At 70.8% G+C, this 16,937-nt stretch carries 16 protein-coding genes and 1 pseudogene; 13 read left to right on the top strand and 4 right to left on the bottom strand.

Features of this window, described 5'->3' with window-relative positions:
* Positions 1–19 precede the first annotated feature (19 nt).
* Positions 20–1,189: a PP2C family protein-serine/threonine phosphatase gene (locus FB563_RS21405; protein WP_055703539.1), complete on the bottom strand. Its 1,170-nt coding sequence runs from the start codon at positions 1,187–1,189 to the stop codon at positions 20–22.
* A gap of 175 nt (positions 1,190–1,364) precedes the next feature.
* On the opposite strand from FB563_RS21405, the gene FB563_RS21395 reads away from it, so the two are divergent.
* Positions 1,365–2,606 carry a GNAT family N-acetyltransferase gene (locus tag FB563_RS21395; protein WP_055703538.1) on the top strand — a complete coding sequence of 414 codons (1,242 nt, stop codon included), beginning with the start codon at positions 1,365–1,367 and terminating at the stop codon, positions 2,604–2,606.
* Positions 2,607–2,687: 81 nt separating this feature from the next.
* On the opposite strand, the gene FB563_RS21390 is transcribed toward FB563_RS21395, so the two are convergent.
* Positions 2,688–4,112, bottom strand: coding sequence for an amino acid permease (locus FB563_RS21390; protein WP_055703537.1), 1,425 nt, complete (start codon positions 4,110–4,112; stop codon positions 2,688–2,690).
* A 204-nt stretch (positions 4,113–4,316) separates the two neighbouring features.
* Between FB563_RS21390 and FB563_RS21385 the strand changes: the two genes are divergently transcribed.
* The 3 genes and pseudogenes from FB563_RS21385 to FB563_RS21375 all read left to right on the top strand — a co-directional run.
* Complete coding sequence (locus FB563_RS21385) at positions 4,317–4,802, top strand: ribose-5-phosphate isomerase (RefSeq protein WP_055703536.1); 486 nt, start codon at positions 4,317–4,319, stop codon at positions 4,800–4,802.
* 97 nt (positions 4,803–4,899) lie between these two features.
* Positions 4,900–5,709 (top strand): Fpg/Nei family DNA glycosylase, encoded by an 810-nt coding sequence (locus FB563_RS21380; RefSeq protein ID WP_055703535.1) that lies wholly within the window; start codon positions 4,900–4,902, stop codon positions 5,707–5,709.
* Between the two features lie 15 nt (positions 5,710–5,724).
* Positions 5,725–5,880, top strand: a pseudogene (locus FB563_RS21375) (FAD-binding protein); the annotation flags it as partial.
* Positions 5,881–6,014: 134 nt separating this feature from the next.
* Here the strand turns inward: FB563_RS21375 and FB563_RS21370 are convergent.
* The gene (locus tag FB563_RS21370) at positions 6,015–6,596 is read right to left on the bottom strand and encodes a biotin transporter BioY (RefSeq protein WP_055703533.1); all 582 of its coding nucleotides are present in this window, start codon (positions 6,594–6,596) and stop codon (positions 6,015–6,017) included.
* 427 nt (positions 6,597–7,023) lie between these two features.
* Between FB563_RS21370 and FB563_RS21365 the strand changes: the two genes are divergently transcribed.
* The 9 genes from FB563_RS21365 (at position 7,024) to FB563_RS21325 (ending at position 16,167) form a co-directional block, all read left to right on the top strand.
* On the top strand, positions 7,024–8,223 hold the full coding sequence (locus tag FB563_RS21365) for an ROK family protein (protein WP_055703532.1): 1,200 nt from the start codon (positions 7,024–7,026) through the stop codon (positions 8,221–8,223).
* 234 nt (positions 8,224–8,457) lie between these two features.
* Positions 8,458–9,498, top strand: a complete 1,041-nt coding sequence (locus FB563_RS21360; protein WP_055703531.1) for an ABC transporter substrate-binding protein — start codon at positions 8,458–8,460, stop codon at positions 9,496–9,498.
* Positions 9,495–10,340 (top strand): ABC transporter permease, encoded by an 846-nt coding sequence (locus FB563_RS21355; RefSeq protein WP_055703530.1) that lies wholly within the window; start codon positions 9,495–9,497, stop codon positions 10,338–10,340. Before FB563_RS21360 ends, FB563_RS21355 begins: the two co-directional genes overlap by 4 nt.
* Entirely contained in the window at positions 10,316–11,050 is a 735-nt protein-coding gene (locus FB563_RS21350; protein WP_055703529.1) for an ABC transporter ATP-binding protein, read from the top strand. The genes FB563_RS21355 and FB563_RS21350 overlap by 25 nt, the downstream gene beginning before the upstream one ends.
* Complete coding sequence (locus FB563_RS21345) at positions 11,047–12,390, top strand: LLM class flavin-dependent oxidoreductase (protein ID WP_107100478.1); 1,344 nt, start codon at positions 11,047–11,049, stop codon at positions 12,388–12,390. Before FB563_RS21350 ends, FB563_RS21345 begins: the two co-directional genes overlap by 4 nt.
* 12 nt (positions 12,391–12,402) lie before the next feature.
* On the top strand, positions 12,403–13,299 hold the full coding sequence (locus FB563_RS21340; RefSeq protein ID WP_055703528.1) for a TauD/TfdA dioxygenase family protein: 897 nt from the start codon (positions 12,403–12,405) through the stop codon (positions 13,297–13,299).
* A 125-nt stretch (positions 13,300–13,424) separates the two neighbouring features.
* Positions 13,425–14,810, top strand: coding sequence for an amino acid permease (locus FB563_RS21335; RefSeq protein WP_055703527.1), 1,386 nt, complete (start codon positions 13,425–13,427; stop codon positions 14,808–14,810).
* 121 nt (positions 14,811–14,931) lie between these two features.
* Positions 14,932–15,579, top strand: coding sequence for a superoxide dismutase (locus FB563_RS21330; protein WP_055703526.1), 648 nt, complete (start codon positions 14,932–14,934; stop codon positions 15,577–15,579).
* Between the two features lie 138 nt (positions 15,580–15,717).
* A complete protein-coding gene (locus tag FB563_RS21325; RefSeq protein ID WP_055703525.1) occupies positions 15,718–16,167 on the top strand; it encodes a DUF3887 domain-containing protein in 450 nt (149 codons plus the stop codon).
* Positions 16,168–16,219: 52 nt separating this feature from the next.
* Here FB563_RS21325 and FB563_RS21320 read toward each other — a convergent pair whose 3' ends face one another.
* Positions 16,220–16,870, bottom strand: coding sequence for a mycothiol-dependent nitroreductase Rv2466c family protein (locus FB563_RS21320; protein WP_055703524.1), 651 nt, complete (start codon positions 16,868–16,870; stop codon positions 16,220–16,222).
* Between the last annotated feature and the right edge of the window lie 67 nt (positions 16,871–16,937).

Genomic DNA, 16,937 nt, shown 5'->3' with positions numbered 1-16,937 from the left:
GTGTCGCAAAGCGGGGCGCTCAGCGGATCGGTGCCGTCCCCTGACGGCAGATCAGCAGCAGCGCCCGGTCGTCGTTGACGTCCTTGGCGACCGCCTCGATGAGATGCCAGGCGGCGCCGTGGAAGCCGCCGGCGACATAGCGGTCGGCCTCGCCGGTGAGCCGGTCGATGCCCTCGACGATGTCGCGGTCGGAGGTTTCCACCAGACCGTCCGTGAACAGCATCAACACGTCACCGGGGCGCAGCGAGCCCTTCACGGGGTCGAACTGGGCGCCGTCGTACACACCGAGGAGCGGGCCCTCGGCGGCCTTCTCCTCCCAGCGTCCGCTGCCCGCGCTCAGCTGCAGCCCCGGCGGATGCCCGGCGGAGTACAGCTCGTAGTCGCCGGAGTCTAGGTCCAGGACGAGATGGATGGAGGTGGCGAAGCCCTCGTCCCAGTCCTGGCGCAGGAGGTAGCCGTTCGCGGCCGGGAGGAAGGAGTGCGGGGGGAGGGAGCCCAGCAGGCCCCCGAACGCCCCCGACAGCAGCAGGGCGCGTGATCCCGCGTCCATGCCCTTGCCGGACACGTCCGTGAGCACGACCTCCAGCGTGCGGCCGCCGTTCGTGCGGGCCGCGACGACGAAGTCACCGGAGAAGGACTGGCCGCCGGCCGGGCGCAGCGCCATCTCGTGGTGCCAGCCCTGCGGCAGCTTCGGCAGCTTGCTCTGCACCCGGATCCGCTCGCGCAGGTCGAACAGCATGGTGCCGCCGCGCCGCCAGGGCACGCCGACCCGGCTGCGGAACTGGGCCGTGAGCAGGCCGAAGAACCCGCAGGCGGCCACCACCAGGACGATGCCCGGAGTGACCCGCGAGGGCCCTTCCGTGTACGGCCCGAGCCGCACCGACTCCACGATCAGCGCGGTGGCCCCCGCCGCGTACAGGCCGAGCAGGCTCGCCGGGCGCAGCAGCAGTCCGCCGGCGATGATCGGCAGCACCAGGGTGGCCGGGGAGCACCACACCGAGTCGACCAGGGTCATGGCCATGAGGAGGGGAATGGTGAGCAGCAGCCCGGCGAACGCGATCCAGTCGGAGCCGTCGCCGCGGAAGTAGTCCACGGCGCTTCTGCGCAGGCCGGTGCGGGCCCGGTGCCACTGCATCTTCCACCGGGCCGTGAACGTCTCGGCCTTCGCGCGCCGCTCTCCTGCTGCCATTAGTTCGGGACCCTATCCATCGGACCGGCTGCTTGGCACGGGAGGTCCCACTTGTCCCCCGTGCGGGGTTCGACTTCGCGGTTCGTCCTCACAGTGAACGGCACGCGTGGCCATCGCGCCGCCGTCCGGCAGAAATTCGCTGGCTCGCCCCGCAATGCCCTGGTATGCATGGCCCATGGGGACTGACCGGGGAACCGAGCTGAAGGTGCTGCGCGAGTCCGACTGGGACCGGTGGTACGACGTTCTGTACCGCGCCTTCGGCGCCTCGGCGGCGCCGCCCGAGGAGCGTGAACTGGACAGGTCCCTCACGGAGTTCGACCGCTCCCTGGCAGCCTGGGACGGGGACGAGATCGTCGGTACGGCGGGTGCGTTCAGCTTCCGGATGACCGTGCCCGGCGGGGCCCCGGTTCCGGCGGCCGGCGTGACCATGGTCGGCGTGGCGGCCACCCACCGGCGGCGCGGGGTGCTGACCTCGATGATGCGCCGGCAGCTGGACGACGTACGGGAGCTGGGCGAGCCGCTCGCGGTGCTGACCGCGTCCGAGCCCGCGATCTACGGCCGCTTCGGGTACGGCGCGGCCACCTTCCGTACGTCCGCCGAGATCGACACGAGCCGGGTGACCCTCTCCCTGCCGCCCGGCGTCGACGACGTACGGCTGCGCTACGCCGCGCCCGCCGACGTCCTCGGCGCCTGCGAGGCGGTCTACGCGAAGCTGGTACCGCAGCGGCCCGGGATGCTGGCCCGGCGGCCCGGCTGGGAGCGGGCCGGTCTGCTCGACCCGGAGAGCGAGCGGGGCGGGGCGTCGGCGCTGCAGTGCGTGGTGGCCGAACGGGACGGCCAGGTGACGGGGTACGCCCGGTTCAGCACCAGGATCGGCTGGGGCGAGAGCGGGCACGACGGCACGGTGCGGCTGAAGGACCTGGCCGCGCTCGACCCCGTCACCGAGGCGGCGCTGTGGCGGTTCCTGTTCGGCATCGACCTGATGACGACACTGTCGGTGAACTCGCGACCGGTCGACGACACCTGGCGGTACCTGGTCTCGGACACCCGGCGCTGCCGGCCGCGCCTGAAGGACGACGCGTACGTCCGTCTCGTCGACGTCGGTACGGCACTGTCGGCGCGTACGTACCAGGCGCCGGTCGACGTCGTGCTGGAGGTGGAGGACACCTTCTGCCCGTGGAACGCGGGGCGTTGGCGGCTGACGGGCGACCCCAAGGGCGCCTCCTGCGAGCGTACGTCCGACGCCGCCGAACTCTCCCTCTCCGTGCGCGAGCTGGGCGCGTCCTATCTCGGCGGTGTGACGCTGCTGTCGCTGGCGGCGGCCGGGCGGGTACGGGAGCTGCGGCCGGGGGCGCTGACGGAGGCGTCGGTGGCGTTCGGCTCACCGGTGGCCCCGTGGCTGCCGCACGGCTTCTAGCGGGCTTGACGTACCCCCGTCGACGACGGACGGCACGGTGAAGGCTTCCTTCACCGTGCCGTCGTCGTGGAGGAGGGCGGATCAGCCGACGGACACCTTGTCGGCCGGGGCCTCGACGGCGGGGGCCGGGCGGTCCGCCGTGAGCTTCTGCTTCACCAGGGCGATGATCACCACGATCGCCGCGACCGCCACCGACAGCAGCACGGTCGTACGGCCGCTGCTCTCACCCTTGGTGTCGGTCAGCATGTAGCCGAGGACGAAGAGAATGAAGAAGGCCGTCGCCCAGGTCAGGTACGGGTACAGCCACATCTTGACGACGAGCTTCTCCGGCGCCTCCCGCTGGATGATCTTCCGCATCCGCAGCTGCGAGAAGCAGATGACCAGCCACACGAACAGGGCCACCGCGCCACTGGAGTTGACCAGGAAGAGGAACACGGTCTTCGGGTACGCGTAGTTGAAGAAGACCGCCACGAAGCCGAAGACGACCGAGGCCAGGATCGCCGCCATCGGCACACCGCGGGAGGTGGTGCGGGCGAACGCCTTCGGGGCGTCACCGCGCTGGCCCAGCGAGAAGGCCATGCGGGAGGCCGTGTAGAGGCCCGAGTTCAGGCAGGACAGCACCGAGGTCAGGATGATGACCTTCATGATCTGACCGGCGTCGGGGATGCCGAGGGTGTTGAGGGCCGCGACGTACGAGCCCTGCTTCACGATGGACGCGTCGTTCCACGGCAGCAGCGAGACCACGACCAGGATCGAGCCCAGGTAGAAGACGCCGATACGCCAGATGATGCTGTTGGTGGACTTGGTGACCGCGCGCTGCGGGTCCTCCGACTCGCCGGCCGCGAGGGTGGCGATCTCGCTGCCCATGAAGGAGAAGACGACCAGCAGCACACCGGTGAGGATGGTGCCGGGACCGTGCGGCAGGAAGCCGCCGTGGTCGGTCAGGTTGCCGAAGGACGCCTTGTCGGCGTGCACCCCCGGAAGCACTCCGAAGATGGCCAGCAGACCGATGACGATGAACGCGCTGATCGCCACGACCTTGATGCCGGCGAACCAGAACTCGAACTCGCCGTAGGAGCCGACGGAGACCAGGTTGGTCGCGGTCAGCACGGTCATCACGATCAGCGCCCAGGCCCACTGCGGCACGCCCGGCACCCAGCCGTGCAGGATCCCGGCGCCGGCGGTGGCCTCGACGGCCAGCACGACGACCCAGAAGAACCAGTAGAGCCAGCCGATGGAGAACCCGGCCCAGCGGCCGAGGGCGCGGTCGGCGTGCGCGGAGAAGGAGCCGGAGGTGGGGTTGGCGGCCGACATCTCGCCAAGCATCCGCATCACGAGGACGACGAGGGTGCCGACGATCGCGTAGGAGAGGAGGATGCCCGGTCCCGCGGTGGCGATACCGGAGCTGGAACCGACGAAGAGGCCGGCTCCGATGACGCCACCGATCGCGATCATCGACAGATGGCGGTTCTTGAGTCCTGCTTGAAGGCCCGAACCAGGGGTCATGGACGGATTTCCTTTACGCCAGGCGGAGCATCTCGCACGAGCGGTGTACGAGTCGGTCCAGTGAATCCGAGGCGAACGGATTCGGGAACCTCTGAATCCGTATCGTTACTTGAGGTTCCCTTGAGGTTCTATGGCCCCGCTCACATTTTCCTAGGCCTGGCACCCGAGGCTGCTGCCCGGAATGGGGCGTGTCACACTCATGGCATGCGCGTGTATCTCGGCTCCGACCATGCTGGCTACGAACTCAAGAACCACCTCGTCGAGTGGCTCAAGGCGGCGGGTCACGAGCCCGTCGACTGCGGGCCGCACATCTACGACGCCCAGGACGACTACCCGCCCTTCTGCCTCAGGGCGGCCGAGCGCACCGCGGCGGACGCCGACGCCCTCGGCATCGTGATCGGCGGCTCCGGCAACGGCGAGCAGATCGCCGCGAACAAGGTGAAGGGCGTGCGGGCGGCGCTGGCCTGGAGCGAGGAGACGGCGGCGCTCGGGCGGCAGCACAACAACGCCAACGTGGTGGCCGTGGGTGCGCGGATGCACAGCACGGAGGAGGCGACGAAGTTCGTCGAGGTCTTCCTCAACACGCCGTTCTCCGGTGACGAGCGCCACATTCGACGGATCGACATGCTGTCGGCGTACGAGACGACGGGCGACCTCCCGCCGATCCCGGCCCACCACCCGCAGCAGTAGGACACTGGGGGCTCCGCCCCCAGACCCCGTCCTGCCGCCTCGGCCCGGGGAGACGGGCGGGCGAGCGGGCGAAAAGGATGGAAAGGACATCCCCGCCTTGCCGGAAGGGCACACCATTCATCGGCTGGCCCAGGACTACGCCGAGCGGTTCCTCGGCACCGCCCCGCGCGTCAGCAGCCCGCAGGGCAAGTTCTCCGACGCCGCGGCCCTGCTGGACTCGGCCGAGCTCACGGCCACCGAAGCCCACGGCAAGCACCTCTTCCTCCGCTTCCGGGACACCGACTGGGTCCACATCCACCTCGGCCTCTTCGGGAAGGTCGGCTTCGGCGACGCCCCCGCACCCCCGGCGACCGACACCGTCCGGCTCCGGCTCGCGAACGACACCGCGTACGTGGACCTCCGCGGCCCCACCACCTGCGCACTGATCACCGGCGCCGAGAAGCGGGCCGTACACGACCGCCTCGGCCCCGACCCGCTCCGCGAGGACGCCGATCCGAGCGCGGCGTACCGCAGGATCTCCCGCAGCCGTACGGCGGTCGCCGCACTCCTCATGGACCAGAAGATCGTCGCCGGCGTCGGCAACGTCTACCGCGCCGAGGTCCTGTTCCGGCACGGCATCGACCCCTACCGCGCGGGCAGGGACATCAGCCGCGCCGAGTGGGACGCCCTGTGGGCCGACCTCGTCGAGCTGATGCGCGAAGGGGTCCGGAAGAACAGGATCGACACGGTCCGGGCCGAGCACACCCCGGAGGCCATGGGCCGGCCACCCCGCGTGGACGACCACGGCGGCGAGGTGTACGTCTACCGCCGCGCCACCCTGCCCTGCCACATATGCGGCGACGGGATCCGCACCGCCGGCCTCGCCGCCCGCAACCTCTTCTGGTGCCCCACCTGCCAGAAGCCCTGAAACGACTCCCGTGAAGTCGTGGTCGACCCCGAGGCCCGTACCGCACGGATCCAGGCCGGGGTCCGCTGGGGGCAGGTGGTCGCAGTGTCGTACACGTGGGGCGGCGGACTCGGCACCCTGGCGCGAGAGTTCGGCTATGCGGCGGACCATGTGCGGTGGCCGGAGGTCGTCAACCACCTGGGCGGCGCGCTCGCCCGGCCGGCGCCGGAGACGCGGAAGAGGCTCGCCCGGGTCGGGGAGACCTTCGACCCGGGCGAGCCTCTTCCGCAGGAACCACGGCGTCGGCGCGTGAGTTCCGGCGGGTCCTAGCGCTTGTTCGCGAACCTCCAGGCGGTGGGCAGCGCGCCCATCGCCAGCGCGGCCTTGAGGGCGTCGCCGATCAGGAACGGGGTGAGGCCGGCGGCGACGGCCTGGGAGAGGGAGAGGTGGGCGGCGAGGGCCAGGTAGGGGACGCCGACGGCGTAGATGATCGCCTCGCCGAGGATCATCGTGCCCGCCATGCGCAGCGGCGAGCGGTCGGCGCCGCGCCGGGCCAGGGCGCCGACGGCCGCCGAGGCGAGCAGCATGCCGAGGACGTAGCCGAAGGAGACCGAGGCCGCGCCGGAGGTGCCGTCCGCGAACCACGGCACGCCCGCGACACCGGCGAGCGCGTACAGGGCGAGGGAGAGGAAGCCGCGGCGGGCGCCGAGCGCGGTGCCGACGAGCAGCGCGGCGAAGGTCTGGCCGGTCACCGGCACCGGGGTGCCGGGCACCGGGATAGCCACCTGGGCCGCGAGGCCGGTGAGCACGGCGCCGCCGACGACGAGAGCCGCGTCGCGGACGCGGGACGCGGGGAGCAGGTCGGCGAGAACTGCGCCGGGGCGGGCGGTGGCGGTGGCGGTACTCATGGGGGCTCCGCGGGTGACGGGGACATGCTGGGACACGGTGACGCTATCCCAGCCGACTGGAGCCGATCACCATCAGCGCTCGACAAATGACGGAACGAGGGCTTGGTGGGCTTCGGACAAAGAGTGTGGACTACACCGATCATGGCGTGACACTGGTCACTGAGGCAGGGACGTACAGCTCACTCGGCGGGGTGCCGAGGGGACTGTGGGGTCTCACCAAATGAATCCGGGTCATCTGGCCGGATTCACCTTCCCTGCCCTACCCTTCCAGCCATGGTTGCCCAGGCCCGGTACTTCACCTCGCGTCGCTATGTCGACCTGCGACGCCAGGGCACGGCCACCTGTCGCCGCCCGGGGTAGGGGCGAGCGCTCGGCACGCCCCTCCTTCCGAGACGTGTCGGCCCCGTTTCCTTCAGGACGGTTCCTCATGCCCCGTACCGCGGCACCCACTCTTGTCTCGCCCGTTCCGCGTGCCGCCGACAGCGACCGGCGGCGCACCAGCGCCAGTGTCGTGCTGCGGTCCGTGCTGGAGCACGGGCCGGTGGCGCGCAGCACCGTCGCCCGGCTGACGGGTCTTTCGCCGGCGTCGGTCACCGAGCACTGCGCCCGGCTCACCGGACTCGGCCTGATCCGCGAGTCTGCCGCGCCCCGCCGCTCGGGCGGGGTCGGCCGGCCGCATGTCCCCGTCGACCTGGACGACACGGGGTTCCTGGTCGGCGGGGTGCACGTGGCCGTGCCGTACACGACGGTCGCGCTGCTGGATCTGCGCGGCCGGGTGGTGGCACGGCGCGAGCTGAAGCATGAACGGCCCGATCCGGGCCGGGTGCTGGCGCGGGCCGCCGAGGGGCTCGCCGCGCTGCTCGCCGGGGTGCCGGGCCGCCGGCCGCTGGGGGTCGGGGTGGCCGTCGGCGGCTGGGTGGACCGGGAGACCGGCACCGTGGTCGAGCACGAGCTGCTGGGCTGGCGCGAGGTGCCGGTGCGGGAGCTGCTCGGCGCCCGCACCGGGCTGCCGGTCCATGTGGACGGGCACGCGCGGGCGTTGCTGCACGGGGAGCGGCTGTTCGGGCGGGCCCGGGGCAGCCGGAGCGTGCTGCACCTGTTCGTGGGCAATGTGGTCGACGCGGCCTTCGCCACCAACGACGAGGTGCACCACGGGCCGCGTTCGGCGGCCGGGGCGATCGCGCATCTGCCGGTGCCGGGCGGCACCGAACGGTGCCCGTGCGGCCGTACCGGCTGCCTTCAGGTCGAGCTGAGCGAGCGGACGCTGTGCCGGCGGGCCCGCGCCGCGGGCGTGATCGACTCGGCCAATCCGATGCACGTGGTGGCCGCGGCGGCGGCCGGGGACGCGGTGGCCCGACGGCTGCTGGTCGAGCGGTCCCGGACGACCGGACGGGCGGCCGGGCTGCTGCTGGACGTGCTCAATCCGGAGACGGTCGTGGTGACCGAGGTGGGGATCCTCCATTTCGAGGACTGCCTCGGCGCGCTCCGGGAAGCGGTCGGGGAGGGCCGTGCGGCGGCCGTGCTGCCGACGAGTTTCCCGGATTCCGTGCTGGCGGTGGCGGGCGGTTCGGTCGCTCTCGACGTGCTGTTCCGGGATCCGCTGGGCCTGTCACCTGAGGCTATTTAATTCAGAAACTCGGAATATTGACAGCGATCGTCGAAGGACAGGAACATGCTGGTCATGAGCCCGCTTACCTGCTGTCGCACCCTTTGTTGCTGACACATTGCCGCGCGTGAAGCGCGCGTTTCAGGCTCCGTGCTCTCTTTTTTCCTCCGGCCCCTGGCTCCGGAATTCCGCCTGCCTTTTCCCTTCTTTCCCCTTCTTCCCCTTCTTTCCCCTCCTTTCCTTCGGGGAGTTCTCATGCACCGTCGTGTCTTTCTCGCCTCCCTGCTGGGCGCGTCCGCCGCCGTCGGCCTCGGCGGCTGCGCCAAGGGCGATGCCTCCGCCGACGCCAAGGGCGCCGCCACCAGGCCGCTCGCGGACAAGGTCCCGGCCGGCACCAGCCTGAAGATCGCCTCGTACCTGGGCCAGCAGCAGCTGCAGTTCCGGCTGGCGAAGCTGCCTCAGCTGCCGTTCACGGTGTCGAACTGGCTCAACATCGGCGCCGGCCCGGATGTCATCAACGCCTTCCGCGCGGGGTCCCTCGACCTCGCCAACAACGCCGGCATCCCGCCGATCCAGGCGCACTACCAGGGCTTCGACGCCAAGATCGTGGCGATCGACCTCACCCGCAAGCCCAACTACGTCTTCGCCACGAAGCCCGGCAGCGACATCCACACCGTCGCCGACTTCAAGGGCAGGCGGCTCGCGTTCTCCCAGGGCCAGGCGCAGGGCGTCGTCCTGCTGCGGGCGCTGAAGCAGGCGGGCCTGACGTACGACGAGGTGAAGCTGGTCCCGCTGACCAGCAACCAGTTCCTCACCGCCCTGCAGTCCGGACAGGTCGACGTGGCCCCGCTCGCCAACAGCCAGGCGCCCGCCTATCTGAAGCAGTACGAGGCGAAGGGCGCCCGCACCATCCCCACCGACGTCGTCGACCTGCTCAACCTGCTGTGGGCCCCGCAGTCCGTGCTGAACGACCCGGCGAAGGCCGCCGCGATCGCCGCCTACATCCCGCAGTGGGCCAAGGGCCAGGTGTGGCAGTACGAGCACCCGGACGTCTGGAACGAGGAGTTCTACGTCAAGACCCAGAACCTGACCCTCGAGCAGGCGCGCGGCATCAGCAGGCTCGCCAACAAGCCGCTGTTCCCGCCCAGTTGGGCCGAGGCGATCAAGTGGGAGCAGGAGACGGCCGATCTGCTCGCCGCGGGCGGGTTCGTGGAGAAGTTCGACGTCGGCTCGCTCTTCGACCACCGCTTCGAGTCGATCGCCGCCAAGGCCGTACCCGAGGAGTACCGGAAATGACCGCGCTGACCACGACGACCTCCGTCGCTGCGGCGGAGGCCGGGGAGGTTCCCGAGGTCCGCAGGCGCCGCCGCCTCTCCCCCGGCCGCCGGCTGCCCGCCGCCCGGCTGATCGGCCCCCTCGTCCTCCTCGCCCTGTGGGCCGCGGCCTCCGCCGCCGGAACCCTCGACACGGGTGCCGTCCCGGCGCCCTGGACGGTCATCAGGACCGCCGGTCATCTGTGGACCGACGGCACCCTGGCCACCGACATCGGGACCTCGGTGCAGCGGGCCGGATACGGCTTCGCGATCGGCCTGGCCGCGGGCGTGCTGCTCGCCCTCGCCGCCGGGCTCAGCCGCGCCGGCGAGGCGCTGATCGACGGGACCGTGCAGTTCAACCGGGCGATCCCGACGCTCGGCCTGATCCCGCTGTTCATCCTCTGGCTGGGCATCGGGGAGACCTTCAAGGTCGCCATCATCGCGATCGTCGTCTACATCCCGATCTATCTGAACACGCATGCCGCGCTGTCCGGCATCGACGGCCGGTACGTCGAACTCGCCGAGGTACAGGGCCTTTCGAGGCTCACCTTCATCCGCCAGGTGGTGATCCCCGGCGCGCTGCCCGGATTCTTCGTGGGACTCCGGCTCGGTGTGACGGGCTCCTGGCTGGCCCTGGTGGTCCTGGAGCAGATCAACGCCACCAGCGGCCTCGGCTACATGATGTTCCAGGCACAGAACTACGGCCAGAGCGACGTCATCCTGGTCGGCCTGCTGATCTACGGCGTGTTCGGCCTGGTCTCCGACAGCGCGGTCCGTCTCATCGAACGGAGGGTGCTGTCGTGGCGCCGCACACTGAGCAACTGACCCGACCCGCCGTCCGGCTGCGGGGCCTGACCAGGTCCTTCGAGGGCCGCACGGTCCTCGACGGCATCGACCTCGACCTGCCCCCGGGCCAGTTCACGGCCCTGCTCGGGCACAGCGGCTCGGGCAAGAGCACCCTGCTTCGGGCGATCGCCGGGCTGGACCACGGGGTCGCGGGCGGCGGCCTGCTCACCGCCCCCGAGCGGGTCTCGGTCGTCTTCCAGGACTCCCGGCTGCTGCCCTGGCGCCGGGTGCTGGACAACGTCCTGCTCGGTACCGACGGCAAGGACGCCGAGGAGCGCGGCCGGGCCGCCCTCGCCGAGGTCGGACTGAAGGGCCGCGAGCGGGCCTGGCCGGGCGAGCTGTCCGGCGGCGAGGCACAGCGGGCGGCACTGGCCCGCTCCCTGGTCGGCGAGCCCGAACTGCTGCTGGCCGACGAGCCGTTCGGCGCGCTGGACGCGCTCACCCGGATCCGGATGCACGGCCTGCTGCGCGACCTGTGGCAGCGCCACCGCCCCTCCGTCCTCCTGGTCACCCACGACGTGGACGAGGCGATCGTGCTGGCCGACCGGGTCCTCGTCCTCGACCGGGGCCGCATCGGCCTCGACCTGACCATCGACCACCCCCACCCGCGCTCCTACCGCGAGCCGGTCCTGGGCGAGTACCGCGAACGACTGCTGACCGCACTGGGCGTCACGGAGGACCACCGGTGACACAGAGAAGACTCCACCTCAACGCGTTCCTGATGAACACCGGGCACCACGAGGCCTCCTGGCGGCTGCCGGAGAGCGACCCGTACGCGCACGTCGACCTGGCGCACTACGTGCGGCTCGCGCGGATCGCCGAGCGCGGGACCTTCGACTCGCTCTTCCTCGCCGACGGCCCCCAGCTGTGGGGCAACCTCGCCCAGCGCCCGGCCGGGGCCCTGGAACCGCTCACCCTGCTGACCGCGCTGGCGACGGCCACCGAGCACATCGGCCTGATCGCCACCGCGTCCACGTCGTACAACTCGCCCTACAACCTGGCCCGCAAGTTCGCCTCGCTGGACATCATCAGCGGCGGCCGGGCCGGGTGGAACATCGTCACCACGGCGGGGGCCGAGGCCGCCCGGAACTTCGGGCTGGACGCCGAGCCCGCGCACGCCGAGCGGTACGCCCGAGCGGCCGAGTTCCTCGATGTGGCGCTGAAGCTGTGGGACAGCTGGGAGGACGACGCGATCGTCGCCGACAAGGCGGCCGGCGTCTGGGGCGACGACAGCAAGGTCCATCCGCCCCGGCACCGGGGGACGTACTTCAGCGTGGCCGGTGCCCTCAACGTGCCCCGCCCGCCCCAGGGTTACCCGCTGCTGGTGCAGGCGGGGTCGAGCGAGGACGGCAAGGCCTTCGCCGCCCGCTACGCGGAGGCGGTCTTCACCGCCCAGCAGACCCTCGCCGACGCCCAGGCCTTCTACGCCGGTCTCAAGTCCCGTACGGCACGGGCGGGACGGGATCCCGAGCACATCAAGGTGCTGCCCGGGATCGTGCCCGTCCTCGGCTCGACGCAGGCGGAGGCACGGGCGGCGGAGCAGCTGCTGGAGGACCACATCGTGTACGACCACGGGGTGGACCGGCTGGAGCGGCTGCTGCAACTCCCCGCGGAGACACTGGAGTTGGACGCCCAGCTTCCGGCCGACCTGCCGCCCGAGTCCGCGGTCGAGGGGGCCAAGAGCCGCTACACGCTCGTGGTCGAGCTGGCCCGGCGCGAGCGGCTCACCGTCCGGCAGCTGATCGGCCGGCTCGGCGGCGGGCGCGGCCACCTCACCTTCGCCGGGACGCCCGAGCAGGTCGCCGACCAGATCGAGACCTGGTTCACGCAAGGAGCCGCCGACGGCTTCAACATCATGCCCGCCGTACTGCCCTCCGGCCTGGACGCCTTCGTCGAGCACGTCGTACCGCTGCTGCGCGCCCGCGGCCTGTTCCGCGACGCCTACGGACCCCGCCAGACCCTCCGGGAGCGCTACGGCCTCCCCCGACCCGCCAACCAGTACCTGAGCCCGGCCCCCGCCCTCGTCTGAAAGGACCCGCACATGTCCATCGAGATCACCAAGGTCACCGCTCGCATCGGCGCCCGTGTCTCCGGCGTCGACATCACCAGGCCGCTCGCGCCGGAGGAGGTCACCGCGATCCGCGAGGCCCTCAACGTCCACAAGGCGCTCGTCTTCGACGCGGGCAGCCTGGACGACGCCGGACAGCAGGCCTTCGCCCGCCACTTCGGCGACCTGACCACCGCGCACCCGACGGTCGGCGCGGTCGACGGCGCGCCGAACGTGCTGCCCGTGGACAGCGAGCGGGGCCGCGCCAACCACTGGCACACCGATGTGACCTTCGTGCTCAACCCGCCGCAGGCCAGCACCCTGCGCTCGATCACCGTCCCGCCGTACGGCGGCGAGACCCTGATCGCCAACGCGGCCGCCGCCTACCGGGACCTGCCCGAGCCGCTGCGCCGCCTGGCCGACACCCTGTGGGCCGAGCACACCAACGACTACGACTACGCCGTACCGGACGAGGAGATCGACGAGGAGCAGGCCGCCCAGCGCGCCCAGTTCACCTCCATCCGGTACCGCACCGCGCACCCGGTGGTCCGGGTGCACCCGCTGACCGGGGAGCGGGGTCTGTTCATCGGCGGGTTCGCGCAGCGGATCGTGGGCCTGTCGGTCGGCGAGTCCCGCAAGATCCTGGACCTGTTCCAGGCGTACATCACCCGGCCGGAGAACATCCTGCGCCACCGCTGGGCGGAGAACGAGCTGGTGCTCTTCGACAACCGGATCACCCAGCACTACGCCATCGACAACTACGACGGACGGCCGCGCCGGCTGCACCGGGTGACCGTCGCCGGTGACGTGCCGGTCGGCATCGAGGGCAAGGAGAGCTACTCGATCGAGGGCGACGCCTCGCACTACACGCCGGTGCTCGCGGCGGCGTAACCGGATCGCCACCCTCCGCACAGAGGGTGTCCGGATACTGGGCGGTCCCTCCGCGTCAGCGGACGGGCCGCCCAGACTGGCGGGGTTTTTGCCCGCCCATTGCCTTGCCCGGGAGAACCGCGCCCATGCCCAGCAGTACGACCACCGAGACGCCACCCCAGCAGCAGGACGGCGCCTCCCTCTCCCACGGCCTCAAGCAGCGCCATCTGTCGATGATCGCCCTGGGCGGCGTCATCGGCGCGGGCCTGTTCGTCGGCTCCGGCGCGGGCATCGCCGCCGCAGGTCCGTCCATCGTCCTCGCGTACACGCTCTCCGGCCTGCTGGTGATGCTGGTGATGCGGATGCTGGGTGAGATGTCGGCCGCCTACCCGTCGTCGGGCTCCTTCTCCGCGCACGCCGAGCGGGCGATCGGCCCGTGGGCGGGCTTCGCCGCCGGCTGGTCCTTCTGGGTGCTGCTGTGCACGGCCGTCGGCCTGGAGGGCATCGGCGCCGCGAAGATCGTCCAGGGCTGGCTGCCCGGCACCCCGCAGTGGATGTGGGTGGCCCTGTTCATGGTGGTGTTCTGCGGCGCGAACCTGGCCGCGGTGAAGAACTTCGGCGAGTTCGAGTTCTGGTTCGCCGCGCTGAAGGTGGGCGCGATCAGCCTGTTCCTGATCCTGGGCGCCCTGGCCGTCGCGGGCGTCCTGCCCGGCACGGACTCCCCCGGCACCTCGCACCTCACCCACTTCTTCCCGCACGGCAGCGAGGGCCTGATCATCGGCCTGCTCGCGTCCGTCTTCTCCTACGGCGGCATGGAGACGGTCACCATCGCCGCGGCCGAGTCGGAGAACCCGGTCAAGGGCGTGGCCTCCGCCGTCCGTACGGCGATGTGGCGCATCGCCCTGTTCTACATCGGCTCCATGGCGGTCGTCGTCACCCTGGTCCCGTGGGACTCCAAGGCGGTCGTCGAGAAGGGCCCGTACGTCGCCACGCTCGACCACCTCGGCATCCCCGGCGCCGGCCAGCTGATGAAGGTGGTCATCCTGGTCGCCCTGCTGTCCGCGATGAACGCCAACATCTACGGCTCCTCGCGCATCGCCTACTCGCTGGTCGAGCGCGGCCAGGGCCCGAGGACGCTGATCAGGCTGTCCGGCGGGGTTCCCCGCATCGCCGTACTCACCTCCTGCTTCTTCGGTTTCGTCTGCGTGCTGCTCAGCTACTGGAGCCCGGACCGGGTCTTCCCCTGGCTGCTGAACATGATCGGCGCGGTCATCCTGGTCGTCTGGATCTTCATCGCGGTCTCCCAGCTGCTGCTGCGCCGCCGTATCGAGCGCGAGACCCCCGAGAAGCTGGTCGTGCGCATGTGGGCGTTCCCCTGGCTGACCTGGGTCGCGCTGGCCGGCATGGTGGCGATCTTCGTCCTGATGGCCCGCGAGCCGGACACCCGCGTCCAGCTCTACTCCACCGGCGGCATGACCCTGTTCCTGGCGGTCGTGGGCTACCTCTGGCAGCGGGCCCGCGCCGGTCGCTGACAGCCCGGCTCCGGCAAGGCCCCCGCGTGACACACGTGGGGGCCTTTGTGTTCCCCGGGCGCAATTGTTGCTAGCGTGTAGTTGCAACAGACTTGCAATAAGGTCTCGGAGGGGATCACCCATGCCCGTCTACTCGCTGCCCGACCTGCCCTACGACTACTCCGCGCTGGCCCCCGTGATCAGCCCGGAGATCATCGAACTGCACCACGACAAGCACCACGCGGCCTATGTGAAGGGCGCCAACGACACCCTGGAGCAGCTCGCCGAGGCGCGGGACAAGGAGTCCTGGGGATCCATCAACGGGCTGGAGAAGAACCTGGCCTTCCACCTCTCCGGGCACATCCTGCACAGCATCTACTGGCAGAACATGACCGGCCCGAAGGACGGCGGCGGCGAGCCGCTCGCGGCCGACGGCGTGGGCGAGCTGGCGGACGCGATCAGGGAGTCCTTCGGCTCCTTCGCCGCCTTCAAGGCCCAGCTCTCCAAGGCCGCCGCCACCACCCAGGGCTCCGGCTGGGGCGTGCTGGCGTACGAGCCGCTGAGCGGCCGGCTGATCGTGGAGCAGGTCTACGACCACCAGGGCAACGTCGGCCTGGGCTCCACCCCCGTCCTGGTCTTCGACGCCTGGGAGCACGCCTTCTACCTCCAGTACCGGAACCAGAAGGCGGACTTCGTCGAGGCCATGTGGCAGGTCGTCAACTGGCAGGACGTCGCCCGCCGTTATGCGGCCGCCAAGTCCCGCGCGAACGTGCTCCTGCCGGCTCCCTGAGAGCCCCTCGCTCGTCCTGCCTCGTGATCGTCTTCTCACCCTTCACGGCGGCAGGCGGAAGAACGGAGAACCCCGTGAGGACGTGACTCACGGGGTTCTCCGCATGCGCGGGGTGGGTGAGTGGCGCACGATGAGCGTATGTCCGACCACGACATGTCCCACGGTGGCGCGCGGCGGCTCGTCCGGGCGGCGGCCGCGGTCGCACTGGCCGCGACCGCGCTGCTGTCGGCCACCGGTTCCGCGCCGGCCGCGTCCAAGGACGACACGGTCGCCCTGCACACGCTCGACGACATCGTCAAGGGCCACTACAAGGCCGCCACCGCCCACTTCGACGCAAGTATGCGCAAGCACCTGCCGCCGGACGGGCTGGAGAAGGTGTGGAAGAGCTACCAGGCCCAGTTCGGACACTACAGGTCGCACGGGAAGCCCAAGGACACCGAGTCCGGCCGCTACACCGTGGTCGGCGTGCCCCTGCGCATGCAGCACAGCGCCGGCGAGTTCCGCCTGAGCTTCGACAAGAAGGGGTCCGTCGCCGGCCTGTTCTTCCTCAAGCCGGGCGTGCCGGTCCCGAAGCCGTCGCGCACATGATCAGGGAACGGGCCCGGCGCGCTGAACGGCACCGGGCCCGTGCGACGGCGGCCTACAGGTTGCTGAAGTCCGGTCCCTTGGTCCGGGTCCGCTTGATCTCGTAGAAGCCCGGCACCGAGGCCACGGCGAGGGTGCCGTCCCACAGGCGGGCCGCCTCCTCGCCCTTCGGGGCGGGGGTGACGACCGGGCCGAAGAAGGCGATCTGCTCGCCGTCGGGGCCGGGCACCGCGATGACCGGGGTGCCGACGTCCTGGCCGACCTTCTCGATGCCCTCCTTGTGGGAGGCGCGCAGCTCGGCGTCGTACTCGAAGTCCTGCTGCTCGGCGTAGTCGATGAGGTCGGCGGGCAGGCCGACGTCCGCGAGCGCCCCGGCGACGGCCTCCAGGGTGGGGCCCTCACCGTTGTTGTGGATGCGGGTGCCGAGCGCGGTGTACAGCGGGCCGAGGACGTCGGCGCCGTGCTTCTGCCAGGCCGCGGTGACCACGCGCACCGGCTGCCAGGCCTTGGTGGCGAGCATCTCCCGGTACTCCTCGGGCAGCTCGTCCAGCCTGTTCTCGTTGAGGACGGCGAGGCTCATGATGTGCCAGCGGACCTCGATGTCGCGGACCTTCTCCACCTCCAGCACCCAGCGGGACGTCATCCATGCCCACGGGCACAGCGGGTCGAACCAGAAGTCGACGGGGGTCTTGCCGGACTCGGACATGGCTCTCCTCAGCGAAAGACTCTTTTCAGCCCTCAACGACCTCCTCGCGACCCGCATTCCCTGCTGC

Source organism: Streptomyces puniciscabiei, assembly GCF_006715785.1.
In the GTDB taxonomy this organism is placed as follows: domain Bacteria; phylum Actinomycetota; class Actinomycetes; order Streptomycetales; family Streptomycetaceae; genus Streptomyces; species Streptomyces puniciscabiei.
The sequence above is the reverse complement of the archived record's forward strand: the minus strand, read 5'-3'. Positions and strand labels throughout refer to the sequence as shown.

Excerpts from the sequence above, each read along its gene's own strand:
- FB563_RS21405 (WP_055703539.1), bottom strand. The coding sequence starts at position 1,189 with ATGGCAGCAGGAGAGCGGCGCGCGAAGGCCGAGACGTTCACGGCCCGG.
- FB563_RS21395 (WP_055703538.1), top strand. The coding sequence starts at position 1,365 with ATGGGGACTGACCGGGGAACCGAGCTGAAGGTGCTGCGCGAGTCCGAC.
- FB563_RS21390 (WP_055703537.1), bottom strand. The coding sequence starts at position 4,112 with ATGACCCCTGGTTCGGGCCTTCAAGCAGGACTCAAGAACCGCCATCTG.
- FB563_RS21385 (WP_055703536.1), top strand. The coding sequence starts at position 4,317 with ATGCGCGTGTATCTCGGCTCCGACCATGCTGGCTACGAACTCAAGAAC.
- FB563_RS21370 (WP_055703533.1), bottom strand. The coding sequence starts at position 6,596 with ATGAGTACCGCCACCGCCACCGCCCGCCCCGGCGCAGTTCTCGCCGAC.
- FB563_RS21365 (WP_055703532.1), top strand. The coding sequence starts at position 7,024 with ATGCCCCGTACCGCGGCACCCACTCTTGTCTCGCCCGTTCCGCGTGCC.
- FB563_RS21360 (WP_055703531.1), top strand. The coding sequence starts at position 8,458 with ATGCACCGTCGTGTCTTTCTCGCCTCCCTGCTGGGCGCGTCCGCCGCC.
- FB563_RS21355 (WP_055703530.1), top strand. The coding sequence starts at position 9,495 with ATGACCGCGCTGACCACGACGACCTCCGTCGCTGCGGCGGAGGCCGGG.
- FB563_RS21340 (WP_055703528.1), top strand. The coding sequence starts at position 12,403 with ATGTCCATCGAGATCACCAAGGTCACCGCTCGCATCGGCGCCCGTGTC.
- FB563_RS21335 (WP_055703527.1), top strand. The coding sequence starts at position 13,425 with ATGCCCAGCAGTACGACCACCGAGACGCCACCCCAGCAGCAGGACGGC.
- FB563_RS21330 (WP_055703526.1), top strand. The coding sequence starts at position 14,932 with ATGCCCGTCTACTCGCTGCCCGACCTGCCCTACGACTACTCCGCGCTG.
- FB563_RS21325 (WP_055703525.1), top strand. The coding sequence starts at position 15,718 with ATGTCCGACCACGACATGTCCCACGGTGGCGCGCGGCGGCTCGTCCGG.
- FB563_RS21320 (WP_055703524.1), bottom strand. The coding sequence starts at position 16,870 with ATGTCCGAGTCCGGCAAGACCCCCGTCGACTTCTGGTTCGACCCGCTG.